Annotated in this window: 11 protein-coding genes; all 11 read left to right on the top strand. The window is 63.5% G+C overall.

The genetic code is table 11. The features are described from left to right. The 11 genes from OKW37_RS22680 (at position 1) to accD (ending at position 11,869) form a co-directional block, all read left to right on the top strand. Positions 1–159 (top strand): entericidin A/B family lipoprotein, encoded by a 159-nt coding sequence (locus OKW37_RS22680; RefSeq protein ID WP_184057555.1) that lies wholly within the window; start codon positions 1–3, stop codon positions 157–159. 84 nt (positions 160–243) lie between these two features. Then, positions 244–897 carry a 3-isopropylmalate dehydratase small subunit gene (leuD, locus tag OKW37_RS22675; protein ID WP_018424120.1) on the top strand — a complete coding sequence of 218 codons (654 nt, stop codon included), beginning with the start codon at positions 244–246 and terminating at the stop codon, positions 895–897. 90 nt (positions 898–987) lie between these two features. Beyond that, complete coding sequence (gene leuB, locus OKW37_RS22670) at positions 988–2,055, top strand: 3-isopropylmalate dehydrogenase (RefSeq protein ID WP_429403838.1); 1,068 nt, start codon at positions 988–990, stop codon at positions 2,053–2,055. Positions 2,056–2,415: 360 nt separating this feature from the next. Next, a complete protein-coding gene (asd, locus tag OKW37_RS22665) occupies positions 2,416–3,537 on the top strand; it encodes an aspartate-semialdehyde dehydrogenase (RefSeq protein WP_184057553.1) in 1,122 nt (373 codons plus the stop codon). Between the two features lie 138 nt (positions 3,538–3,675). Beyond that, on the top strand, positions 3,676–6,330 hold the full coding sequence (locus tag OKW37_RS22660; RefSeq protein ID WP_429403837.1) for a FimV/HubP family polar landmark protein: 2,655 nt from the start codon (positions 3,676–3,678) through the stop codon (positions 6,328–6,330). After that, on the top strand, positions 6,327–7,139 hold the full coding sequence (gene truA / locus OKW37_RS22655; RefSeq protein ID WP_184057549.1) for a tRNA pseudouridine(38-40) synthase TruA: 813 nt from the start codon (positions 6,327–6,329) through the stop codon (positions 7,137–7,139). The genes OKW37_RS22660 and truA overlap by 4 nt, the downstream gene beginning before the upstream one ends. Then, a complete protein-coding gene (locus OKW37_RS22650; RefSeq protein WP_090808304.1) occupies positions 7,136–7,846 on the top strand; it encodes a phosphoribosylanthranilate isomerase in 711 nt (236 codons plus the stop codon). Before truA ends, OKW37_RS22650 begins: the two co-directional genes overlap by 4 nt. Positions 7,847–7,906: 60 nt before the next feature. Then, positions 7,907–9,100, top strand: a complete 1,194-nt coding sequence (gene trpB / locus OKW37_RS22645; RefSeq protein WP_184036034.1) for a tryptophan synthase subunit beta — start codon at positions 7,907–7,909, stop codon at positions 9,098–9,100. 9 nt (positions 9,101–9,109) lie between these two features. Further along, entirely contained in the window at positions 9,110–10,024 is a 915-nt protein-coding gene (locus tag OKW37_RS22640; protein WP_429403836.1) for a DNA-methyltransferase, read from the top strand. A gap of 80 nt (positions 10,025–10,104) precedes the next feature. Further along, positions 10,105–10,917 (top strand): tryptophan synthase subunit alpha, encoded by an 813-nt coding sequence (gene trpA, locus OKW37_RS22635; protein ID WP_184036040.1) that lies wholly within the window; start codon positions 10,105–10,107, stop codon positions 10,915–10,917. A 79-nt stretch (positions 10,918–10,996) separates the two neighbouring features. Next, the gene (accD, locus tag OKW37_RS22630; RefSeq protein WP_090808311.1) at positions 10,997–11,869 is read left to right on the top strand and encodes an acetyl-CoA carboxylase, carboxyltransferase subunit beta; all 873 of its coding nucleotides are present in this window, start codon (positions 10,997–10,999) and stop codon (positions 11,867–11,869) included. The last annotated feature ends 153 nt before the right edge of the window (positions 11,870–12,022 follow it).

Here is a 12,022-nt window from a genome sequence, read left to right as displayed (position 1 = left end):
ATGATGAAGAACATGGATCGCATCACTCTGTTGCGCCGCTTCGCACTCGGCACGTTCGCCGGGCTCCTGCTCGGTCTTGCCGGCTGCAACACGGTGCACGGATTCGGCCAGGACATGTCGCACCTCGGCAATTCGATCAGCAATCACGCTGAGAAATAAGCGGTTTTTGATTTTTGCCGGCGATACGGCGCGGGGGTTCCAGCCGCCAGTCGCATCGCCCGGTCCTGAACAGGCGCAAGCGTCATGGATAAATTCATCGTACACACCGGCGTCGTGGCGCCGCTCGATCGCGAGAACGTCGACACGGACGCGATCATTCCGAAGCAGTTCCTGAAGTCGATCAAGCGCACGGGTTTCGGTCCGAATGCGTTCGACGAATGGCGCTACCTCGACCACGGCGAACCGGGTCAAGACAACTCGAAGCGTCCGCTGAACCCGGATTTCGTGCTGAATCAGCCGCGCTACCAGGGCGCCTCGGTGCTGCTCGCGCGCAAGAATTTTGGCTGCGGCAGCTCGCGCGAACACGCGCCCTGGGCGTTGCAGCAATACGGCTTTCGCGCGCTGATCGCGCCGAGCTTCGCGGACATCTTCTACAACAACTGCTTCAAGAACGGCGTGCTGCCGATCGTGCTGACCGAACAGCAGGTCGATCATCTGTTCAACGAGACGTATGCGTTCAACGGCTTCGAGCTGACGATCGACCTCGAAGCGCAAGTCGTGCGCACGGCCGACGGCGGCACCGAATATCCGTTCGAAGTCGCGGCGTTCCGCAAGTATTGTCTGCTGAACGGTTTCGACGACATCGGCCTCACGCTGCGTCACGCGGACAAGATCCGCCAATTCGAAGCGGAGCGTCTCGCGAAGCAACCGTGGCTGAACAATCGCCTCGTCCGCTAAGCGAAACCGTGAGGGCGTCAGGGGCGTGAAGTTCGCGCGCCAATGTCGGTTTGCGCCAGAAAGATCCGAAAAAATCATCAAGGAATTCGCATGAAGATCGCAGTGTTGCCGGGCGACGGCATCGGTCCCGAAATCGTCAAGGAGGCCGTCAAGGTCCTGAACGTGCTCGGCGAGAAGTTCGAACTCGAAGAAGCGCCGGTCGGCGGCGCAGGCTACGAAGCGAAGGGCCACCCGCTGCCGGACTCGACGCTCGCGCTCGCGAAGGAAGCCGACGCGATCCTGTTCGGCGCGGTCGGCGACTGGAAGTACGACAAGCTCGAACGCGCGCTGCGCCCCGAGCAGGCGATTCTCGGTCTGCGCAAGCACCTGGAACTTTTCGCGAACTTCCGTCCGGCGATCTGCTACCCGCAACTGACGGGCGCGTCGTCGCTGAAGGAAGAGATCGTTTCGGGTCTCGACATCCTGATCGTGCGCGAACTGAACGGCGACATCTACTTCGGCGCGCCGCGCGGCGTGCGTACGTCGCCGGACGGCCTGTTCGCCGGCGCGAAGGAAGGCTTCGACACGATGCGCTATTCGGAACCCGAAGTGCGCCGCATCGCGCACGTCGCATTCCAGGCGGCGCAAAAGCGCGGCAAGAAGCTCACCTCGGTCGATAAAGCCAACGTGCTCGAAACGTCGCAGTTCTGGAAGGACGTGATGATCGACTTGTCGAAGGAATACGCGGACGTCGAACTGTCGCACATGTACGTCGACAACGCCGCGATGCAGCTCGTGAAGGCGCCGAAGTCGTTCGACGTGATCGTGACCGGCAACATGTTCGGCGACATCCTGTCCGACGAGGCGGCCATGCTGACCGGCTCGATCGGCATGCTGCCGTCGGCATCGCTCGACAAGAACAACAAGGGCTTGTACGAGCCGTCGCATGGCTCCGCGCCGGATATCGCCGGCAAGGGCGTTGCCAATCCGCTCGCCACGATCCTGTCGGCCGCGATGATGCTGCGCTATTCGCTGAACAAGGCGGAGCAGGCCGATCGCATCGAAACCGCGGTGAAGAAGGTGCTCGAACAGGGCTATCGCACCGGCGACATTCTCACGCCGGGTTGCAAGCAGGTCGGCACCGCCGCGATGGGCGATGCCGTCGTGGCCGCGCTGTAAAACGCGTGCACCGCATGCGCTCGCAGAGCGAAGGCATGCGGTGGTCAGGTCAACGATACTGGCCTTTTAAAAACGCGAATCGGGCCTTGAAACAGGCCGATTTGCGCGTCATACGGCGAAGAACGCCGCCAGTTTTCCGTTTTCGTGTATATTCTTGTGATGGCTCAGATCTCCCAAATCTCCTCGATTTCCAAAACGCACGGCACAACGTCCCGTGCGATCGAGTTCGCCATTACCATCAAAACCATTACCCCGAAAACGATCACGAAGCGCTGATCGTCCGTCGTGCCCGCCCATCTTCCCCGCGCGGTCACTGCGGGCAAAGACGCGGGGAAGTTTCCATTCGAAGGGTATGAAGTCATGAACGTAGGTCTCGTAGGTTGGCGCGGCATGGTCGGCAGCGTCCTGATGCAACGTATGCAGCAGGAAGGCGATTTCGACTTGATCGAACCGGTGTTTTTCAGCACCAGCAACGCGGGCGGCAACGCGCCTTCGTTCGCCAAAAACGAGACCAGGCTCAAAGATGCGACAAGCATCGACGACCTGAAGAAGTGCGACGCGATCATTTCCTGCCAGGGCGGTGACTACACGAACGAAGTGTTCCCGAAGCTGCGCGCGGCGGGCTGGAACGGCTACTGGATCGACGCGGCATCGTCGCTGCGCATGAAGGACGACGCGGTCATCATTCTCGATCCGGTCAACCTCGACGTGATCAAGAACGCGCTCGTCAAAGGCCAGAAGAATTTCATCGGCGGTAACTGCACGGTCAGCCTGATGCTGATGGCATTGGGCGGCCTGTTCCGCGAAAACCTCGTCGACTGGATGACGGCCATGACTTACCAGGCCGCATCCGGCGCGGGCGCGCAGAACATGCGCGAATTGCTGTCGCAAATGGGCACGCTGCACGGCGCGGTGAAGAACGAACTGGCAGACCCGGCTTCGGCGATTCTCGACATCGATCGCCGAGTGCTCGAAGCGATGAACAGCGACAGCATGCCGACCGACCACTTCGGCGTACCGCTCGCGGGCTCGCTGATTCCGTGGATCGACAAGGATCTCGGCAACGGCATGTCGAAGGAAGAGTGGAAGGGCGGCGCGGAAACCAACAAGATCCTCGGCAGGCCGGCCATGGGCACGCCGGGTTCGATTCCCGTCGATGGTCTGTGCGTGCGGATCGGCGCAATGCGCTGCCATTCGCAAGCGCTCACGATCAAGCTGAACAAGGACGTGCCGCTCGACGAAGTGAACAGCATCCTCGCGTCGGGCAACGACTGGGTCAAGGTTGTGCCGAACGAACGCGAAGCGTCGATGCGCGATCTGTCCCCGGCGGTTGTCACCGGTACGCTGACGGTGCCGGTCGGCCGCGTGCGCAAGCTCGCGATGGGCGGCGAGTATCTGTCGGCCTTCACGGTCGGCGATCAGCTGCTGTGGGGCGCGGCTGAACCGCTGCGTCGTATGCTTCGCATTGTGCTCGACAAGTAAAGTAAACTACGCGCTCACGACGCGTAGACAACTCAAGAAGCGTCGCGCTTGCGCGGCGCTTTTTCATTGTGTGCTCCGATCATCTTGTCTCTTTCCACTCGCAAAAAAGGCTGCGCGCTGACGCGCCCAGGAGTCCCGATGAACTTTCGACGCTCCGCTCTTCGGGCTATGTCCATTCGTCACGAGAAGGTGCGATTCAGCAGCCGTCCGGCGGCGATGGCCGCTTGTGCCACTTTCGCTCTTGCGCTGCTCGGCGGTGGCGCGGGCAATGCGCTTGCCGCGCCGGCTAGTGCCACGAGCGCGCCGGATGCCGCTTCCGCTGTCAGTTCCACTACCGCTGTCGTTGCTGTCGCTGCGGGCTCTCAGTACACCGTACACGCAGGGCAGTCGCTGAACGATGTCGCGATCGCTATTACGCAGTCGCATGACCGGGCGGTACTCGCGCGCGCTACGCACGCATTGTTCGACACGAATCCGGCCGCGTTCATGAATCACGATCCGAGCCGGATGCGTGTAGGAGCGGTGTTGATCGTGCCGGCGCTCGATGCGTCGGGGGCCTTGGCGGTTTCGTCGACTGGGGCCGCGGCAGGGGCGTCGGAGTCCACGGCGGCTGCGCCCGCTTCCGCGCCGACTGCCGCGCAGGCTGCCGCGAGCACGGCGAGTGCAGTCGCGCAGGTCAACGCCGCCGCCGCGAGTGCGGCCAGCGCGGCGGCTCAAGCGACGACGCCAGCCGCATCCACGGTTTCCGGCGCGGCCAGCGCGGCGGTATCGACCGGCGCGGCGGCGGGCGGTGCGGTTTCGTCCGCGCCAGTGGCCGGTTCGGCGCCGGTGGCGACGAGTGGCACGCGGGAATGGGCCGGATCGATTCAACCGGCGGCGAGCGCGCCCGCGGGACAAGCACCGGCGGCCGCGACCGCGGCCGCGCAGGCGGCTTCGCAGCCGCATCCGCAGGTGTCGAGTCTGCAGCAATTGCTGGCGCTGAAAAACCGCGTGCTGATGGAGTTGCAGAAGCACGGTATCGGCGGGGCGCCCGTCGCTTCAGGCCCAACGCCGACGAGCGCTGCGCAGCCGGCACCGGCAGGTTCCGCGGCGACCGTGGCCGTGGCGCCGGAGCACGCGAATGTGACGACGTCGCCGTCGAATGAGGGCGGCATCTCTCAGCGCGATTTGAGCATCGCGGCGGCCGTGGGCGCGGCACTGATCGTTCTGCTCGCTGCTCTGCGCATGGGTCGCCGCAAGCGCGATAAAGAGGCCGCGGCACGGGCTGCCCAGGCAACTGATGCAGAAATAGCGAGATCCGCGCGTGAGGCCGATTCGCGCAATGGCAGCGCGGCGGAGGGGCAGGCGGCGGTCACGGAAGGATCGGACGCGCAAGATCAAGAGGTTGCACGGCAGGCCGCAGCAGCAGAGCATGCGGCTGCGGAACGTGCGGCAGCCGAACAGGCAGCGGCAGAAAGCGCGGCTGCGGAGCGGGTAGCAGCGGAGCGCGCGGCTGCGGAACGTGCAGCAGCCGAGCAAGCCGCAGCAGAAAGCGTGGCAGTCGAACGTGCAGCAGCCGAGCAAGCCGCAGCGGAAAGTGCAGCAGCCGAACAGACGGCAGCGGAGCGAGCCGCAGCAGAGCGAGCAGCGGCCGGAGAACACGCCGCGGCGGAACGCGCAGCAGCGGAACAAGCAGCAGCCGAACAAGCAGCAGCCGAACAAGCAGCAGCACGCGTCGCCGCCGAACATGCGGAAGCGGAACGCATAGCAGCAGAACGCAGCGCATCCGAGCGCGCCGCAGAAGAACAGGCGGCACAGCAAGCAGGCACGCCCGAACCTACTGCACCAACGGCGCCACTCGCCAGCATCCCGCTACCCAGCCAAAGCGAACTGTCCAGCGAACCACCGGCGGTCGCACCCGCCCATGACGAGACGCTGCGCTCCGCCGCGACGGCCGCCAATCTCGCCGCCGCGGCAGAACTCGGCGCCGACGCGTTGCCGCTGGGACCGCTCGAACCGGTTGGCGCCGCGACGCAGGACGAGAACGCGCATCGCCTGCAATGGGACGAGGAACCCACAGAAAGTCCGACCGCAGAGAAAACAACAGGCACGACGACAACCCCGAGCCCAAGCGCCGCGGAACCGCCCTCGACAGCGTCGCACACCGCGACGGCCGAACCGCAGTCCCCCTTGAACGTTCCACCCCCAGTGATCGATTTCACGCAATATCAGATCGAACCGCGCGCCACTACGTCGTTCGGTCAGCCGTTCAGCGACATCCCCGTGCCGACGGAACCCGCGCCGTCCACACCGACCGAGTTCCCGCGCGAGGCCGTCGACGCGTTCGGCAGCCTGAACATGCCGCTGCCGCCGCGCATCGAAGTGCCCACCGTCGGCGAAGCGGAGCCTTCCACGTCGCTTTCGACGCAACCGGTCGCATCGCCCGACACGACCGCGCAGCAGGCCTTCGGCGTCCATGGCGCGGACGACGACGCCCCGCACATCGCCGACCAGATCGCCGCCGGCACAGCCGGCCACGGCGCTGTCGCGGGCCTCGGCGCGGCCGGCTTCGGCGCGCTGAAGCTCGACTTCGACCTCGAGTTGCCGCCGAGCCCGGCTCAGCCATTGCCGGCCTTCACACCGGCCGATCTCGGCCGCATCGCGCGCAACAAGCTGGAGTTGGCCTCCGAGTACATCGAGCTCGGCGATCTGGCGGGCGCCCGCGCGCTCATCAACGAAGTGATCGAAGCAAACGATCCAGCCACGCGCACCGAAGCCCGCGCGTTGCTTTCGACTCTCGCACCGCTGTCGTGAAGCGCATCGCATTAGGCGTGCAATACGACGGCGCCGCGTTCACCGGATGGCAGTCGCAGCCGCATGGCAACACGGTACAGGACGAGCTCGAACGGGCGCTGCGCGAATTCATGCGCACGCCCGTGCAGACGGTGGTCGCCGGCCGCACCGACCGCGGTGTGCATGGCTTGGGTCAGGTCGTGCATTTCGACACCGACCTCGATCGTCTCGAGATCTCCTGGGTGCGCGGCCCGAACGCGTTTCTGCCGAAGACGATCGGCGTGCAATGGGCCAAGCCGATGCCCGACGATTTTCACGCGCGGTTTTCGGCATTCGAGCGGACCTATTACTACGTGCTGTACGTAAGTCCGGTTCGCTCGCCGATGCTCACGACGCGCGCCGGCTGGGTGCACACGCCACTCGACGTCGACGCGATGCGCTCGGCCGCCGAGCACCTGATCGGCGAGCATGACTTTTCGGCGTTTCGTTCGTCGCAATGCCAGTCGAAGACGCCGTTCAAGCACCTGTACCAGATCGACGTCAAACGACAGGGTAACTTCGTGCATTTCCGCCTCCGCGCGAACGCGTTCCTGCATCACATGGTGCGCAACGTGATGGGCTGTCTGATCGAAATCGGCAGCGGCCGCCGCCCGGCCGCGTGGATGGCCGACGTGCTCGCGAGCCGTAGCCGCGATTGCGCGGCGCCGACCTTCATGCCCGACGGCTTGTACCTCGCGCAAGTGGGCTATCCTGAGCAATTCGGCGTGCCCGATCCGGCGACGGGCAGCGTGCCGTGGAGCAGCGTATGGACCGAACAACCGGAAACATGAAAGCAGCAGAGAACCCCGCCATTCAGACCGACGCCACCGCCTTGCAAGGCGTGCCACATCGCACGCGCATCAAGCTGTGCGGACTGTCGAAACCCGTCGACATTGCACACGCGATCGACCTCGGCGCCGACGCGATCGGCCTCGTGTTCTATCCGCCGAGCCCGCGCTCGGTGAGCGTCGCGCAAGCGGTCGAACTCGTGCACGAGGTGCCGCCGTTCGTATCGGTCGTCGGTCTGTTCGTCAACGCGACGCCGGAATGGGTTCACGAAGTCGCGAGCAACGTGAACCTGACGCTGTTGCAGTTCCACGGCGACGAGACGCCTGAGCAGTGCGAGGCGCTCGCCGGCGTTGCGGGTTTGCCTTGGTTGCGCGCGTTGCGAGTTGCGGCGGATACTCGAGCGGCCGATTTGGTAAAATCGGCATTCAACTATTCAGCAGCCAGTGGTCTTCTGTTCGACACCCATGTCGAAGGCTACGGCGGCGGTGGGAAGGTTTTCGATTGGTCACTTATTCCAGCAGAGCTCGCGCGTCGGGCCGTTTTGAGTGGTGGGTTGAACGCGCAAAACGTCAGTGATGCGATCCATCGCGTGCGCCCGTACGCGGTCGATGTCTCGAGCGGCATCGAAGTAGCGGGCGCCCGGGGCGTGAAGGATCACGCCCGGATGGCGGCGTTCGTACGCGCGGTGCGCGCTGCGGACGCTGAATGATTCAGGCTCGCGGGCGCTTTCCGATGAAAGCCGCGAGCCATCCTGAGAAAAGTGATCACCATGTACAACTTGCCTGACGAAAGAGGCCACTTCGGCCAATTTGGTGGTGTGTTCGTCGCCGAAACGCTGTTTTCCGCACTCAACGAGTTGCGTGAAGCGTACGAGAAATATCAGAAAGACCCGGAATTCGTCGCCGAGTACGAGCGCGAATTGAAGTATTTCGTGGGTCGCCCGTCCCCGATTTATCACGCCCAGCGCTGGAGCGAACTGCTCGGCGGCGCGCAGGTTTATCTGAAGCGTGAAGACCTGAATCACACGGGGGCGCACAAGATCAACAACGTGATCGGCCAGGCTCTGCTCGCCAAGCGCATGGGCAAGCCGCGCGTGATCGCGGAAACCGGCGCCGGTCAGCACGGCGTGGCCACGGCGACAATCTGCGCGCGCTTCGGTATGGAGTGCGTGGTGTACATGGGCGCCGAGGACGTGCGCCGCCAGGCCGCGAACGTTTATCGCATGAAACTGCTCGGTGCGACGGTCGTGCCGGTCGAATCGGGGTCGCGCACGCTGAAGGACGCGCTGAACGAAGCGATGCGCGACTGGGTCACCAACGTCGAAAACACCTTCTACATCATCGGCACGGTTGCGGGTCCGCATCCGTACCCGATGATGGTGCGCGACTTCCAGCGAGTGATCGGCGACGAATGCCGCGTGCAGATGCCAGAACTCGCTGGCCGCCAGCCGGACGCCGTCATCGCGTGTGTTGGCGGCGGTTCGAATGCGATGGGGATCTTTTACCCGTATATCGACGATAGTTCCGTGCAGTTGATCGGCGTCGAAGCGGCCGGCGACGGCCTCGAAACGGGTCGTCACGCGGCATCGCTGATCGGCGGTAGTCCCGGCGTGTTGCACGGTAACCGCACGTATCTGCTGCAAGACGAAGACGGCCAGATCATCGAGACGCATTCGGTGTCGGCAGGCCTCGACTACCCGGGCGTCGGCCCCGAGCACGCATGGCTAAAAGAGAGCAATCGCGCTCAATACGTAGGCATCACTGACGAAGAAGCCCTGAAGGCGTTCCACGATTGCTGCCGCATCGAGGGCATTATTCCTGCGCTGGAGTCGAGCCACGCGCTCGCTTACGCTACGAAACTCGCGCCGACCTTGTCGAAAGACAAGATTCTGCTGGTCAACCTGTCGGGCCGCGGCGACAAGGACATGCACACGGTCGCTGAGCGATCGGGTATCCAGTTCTGAGCCGCGACGATGCGCGACGAGTTCGACGAGCCGCAGCCGGCGATTGAATCCACGAATCCGGCCGCCGAAGTCCCGGCGGCCGCGGCATCCGCACCGCTGCTGGCGCAGGTGCCGGCCGGCATTCAGCTGTTAAACCGCGATTTTCTAACCGATGTAGCGAACATTCCCGATGAGTCGATCGACCTGATCGTCTGTGATCCGCCTTATGGGTTGGGGAAGGACTATGGCAACGACTCGGACATGCGCACGGGCGAGGAATTTCTCGTCTGGACGCGCGGCTGGCTCGAGCTCGCTGTACCGAAGCTCAAGCCAACAGGGTCGCTCTATATCTTCTGCACCTGGCAATACGCGCCGGAAATCTTCAGTTTCCTGAAGACGAAACTCACGATGGTCAACGAAATCATCTGGGACCGGCGCGTGCCGAGTATGGGCGGCACCACGCGCCGCTTCACGTCAGTGCATGACAACATCGGTTTTTTCGCGGTGTCGAAGGACTACTTCTTCGATCTCGATCCCGTCCGCATCCCGTACGATGCAGTCACGAAGAAGGCGCGTTCGCGAAAGTTGTTCGAAGGAAGCAAGTGGTTGGAGGTTGGCTATAATCCGAAGGATGTCTGGTCGGTATCGCGTCTGCATCGGCAGCATGCCGAGCGCGTTGCGCACCCAACCCAGAAACCTCTGGAAATCGTCGAGCGGATGGTACTGTCCTGCTGCCCGAAGGGCGGCCGCGTGCTCGACCCATTCATGGGCAGCGGCACCACCGCAGTCGCTTGCGTCCGTCATCAGCGCGAATTCGTCGGCTATGAGATCAACGAGAGCTATTGTGCGATAGCGCGCGAGCGCGTCAGCGCGGCCGCTACGCCTGCTGCGCCCCGTCGGACCCGAGCCAGGCCAAAAGTGCAGCCGTCGACCGAAGTGCAGTGAAAAGCGCGAGATGCGCCGCTAAGTTCGCTGAAAAGCGCGCGGCAATGGGCGCGCAATAGCCCTAATTCGAGAGTACTTCCATGTCCCGTATCAAGAACACGTTTGCCGCGCTGTCCGCCCAAGGTAAGAAAGGCTTGATCCCGTTCATGACCGCTGGCGACCCGGACCCGGCTCGCACGGTCGAGTTCATGCACGCCCTCGCCGCCGGCGGCGCCGATGTGATCGAACTAGGCGTGCCGTTTTCCGACCCAATGGCAGACGGTCCTGTCATTCAGCAGTCGTCTGAACGCGCGCTCGCGAAGGGCGTGTCGCTACGCCATGTGCTGGCCGACGTCAAACGCTTCCGCGAAGCCGACGACAAAACCCCGGTCGTGCTGATGGGCTATGCGAATCCGATCGAGCGAATGGGCGCCGAGGCCTTCGCGAAAGCCGCGAAGGAAGCCGGTGTCGATGGCGTGCTGGTGGTCGACTATCCGCCTGAAGAGTGCGCAAACTTCGCGGAACAGATGCAATCTGCCGGGATCGATCCGATCTTTTTGCTCGCGCCGACTTCAACCGACGAACGTATCGCCGAAGTCGGCCGCATCGCCAGCGGCTACGTCTACTATGTGTCGCTGAAAGGGGTCACCGGCGCCGCAAATCTGGACGTTTCCAGCATCGCGAGTAAAATCCCGGCCATCAAGTCGCGCGTCCCCCTGCCGGTGGGCGTCGGTTTCGGCATTCGCGACGCGCAAACGGCGCGTGCGGTGGGCGAGGTGGCCGATGCCGTCGTGATCGGCAGCCGTATCGTTCAATTGCTCGAACAGGCAGCGCCCGACGCCGCTGCCGAGACGCTCACGCGTTTCGTTGCCGAGGTGCGCGAGGCGCTCGATAGCGTTGCAACTGCCCGATAACAGTTATTTTTTGTCGCGGTAACGTGAGCGGCGGGCTCGTCCCGCCGTTCGCGCGACTGCTGACCCAGAAGGATTCCCTATGAGCTGGCTCGATAAGCTGCTGCCGCCGAAAATCAAACAGACCGACCCGAAAAACCGCAAGGGAATTCCGGAAGGCCTGTGGATCAAGTGCCCGTCGTGCGAAGCCGTGCTGTATCGCAACGACGTCGAGGCCAATCTGCATGTTTGCCCCAAGTGCGACCATCACATGCGCATCGGCGCACGTGAGCGGCTCGACAGCCTGCTCGATCCGGAAGGCCGCTACGAAATCGGCCAGGAAATCGTTCCGGTCGACGCGCTGAAGTTCAAAGATAGCCGTAAGTACCCTGAGCGCATTAAAGAGGCGATGGACGAAACCGACGAGACCGACGCAATGGTCGTGATGGGCGGCGCGATTCACACGCTGCCGGTCGTCGTGGCGAACTTCGAGTTCTCGTTTATGGGCGGCTCGATGGGTTCGGTGGTCGGCGAGCGTTTCGCGCGCGGCGCGCAGAACGCGCTCGAACAGAAAGTGCCGTTCATCTGTTTCACCGCTTCGGGCGGCGCGCGGATGCAGGAAAGCTTGCTGTCGTTGATGCAGATGGCAAAGACCACCGCGATGCTCACGAAGCTGGCGGAAGCCAGGCTGCCATTCATCTCGGTGCTGACCGACCCGACGATGGGCGGCGTGTCAGCGAGTTTCGCATTCCTCGGCGACGTCGTGATCGCCGAACCGAAGGCGCTGATCGGCTTTGCTGGTCCGCGCGTGATCGAACAGACCGTGCGCGAGAAACTGCCGGAAGGCTTCCAACGCGCCGAGTTTCTGCTGCAAAAGGGCGCGATCGACATGATCGTCGATCGTCGCAAGCTGCGCGAAGAGATCGCGCAATTGCTGGCGCTGTTGAGCCATCAGCCGGCGGACGCGGTCGCGTAAAAGCCGGGCAGCACCGCATTTGCCGCTCTTTCGCCGCGCTGTCGAAGACGCGGCGGAGCCAGAGAAGCAATCAAAAAAATAGCGCGCCGCGTGAGCAATCAAGCGGCGCGCTGTCATTTCCAGGATAATTACCGTCGCCTGCAATGCGGCAGC

It is taken from the genome of Paraburkholderia sp. MM5482-R2 (genome assembly GCF_050436125.1).
Taxonomy (GTDB): Bacteria; Pseudomonadota; Gammaproteobacteria; order Burkholderiales; family Burkholderiaceae; genus Paraburkholderia; species Paraburkholderia tuberum.
Note: the sequence above shows the minus strand (reverse complement) of the source record. Positions and strands in the feature narration are given on the sequence as shown.

Coding starts and splice junctions, on each gene's coding strand:
- trpA (WP_184036040.1), top strand. CDS start 10,105: ATGTCCCGTATCAAGAACACGTTTGCCGCGCTGTCCGCCCAAGGTAAG.
- accD (WP_090808311.1), top strand. CDS start 10,997: ATGAGCTGGCTCGATAAGCTGCTGCCGCCGAAAATCAAACAGACCGAC.
- OKW37_RS22640 (WP_429403836.1), top strand. CDS start 9,110: ATGCGCGACGAGTTCGACGAGCCGCAGCCGGCGATTGAATCCACGAAT.
- OKW37_RS22680 (WP_184057555.1), top strand. CDS start 1: ATGATGAAGAACATGGATCGCATCACTCTGTTGCGCCGCTTCGCACTC.
- leuD (WP_018424120.1), top strand. CDS start 244: ATGGATAAATTCATCGTACACACCGGCGTCGTGGCGCCGCTCGATCGC.
- leuB (WP_429403838.1), top strand. CDS start 988: ATGAAGATCGCAGTGTTGCCGGGCGACGGCATCGGTCCCGAAATCGTC.
- asd (WP_184057553.1), top strand. CDS start 2,416: ATGAACGTAGGTCTCGTAGGTTGGCGCGGCATGGTCGGCAGCGTCCTG.
- OKW37_RS22650 (WP_090808304.1), top strand. CDS start 7,136: ATGAAAGCAGCAGAGAACCCCGCCATTCAGACCGACGCCACCGCCTTG.
- trpB (WP_184036034.1), top strand. CDS start 7,907: ATGTACAACTTGCCTGACGAAAGAGGCCACTTCGGCCAATTTGGTGGT.
- OKW37_RS22660 (WP_429403837.1), top strand. CDS start 3,676: ATGAACTTTCGACGCTCCGCTCTTCGGGCTATGTCCATTCGTCACGAG.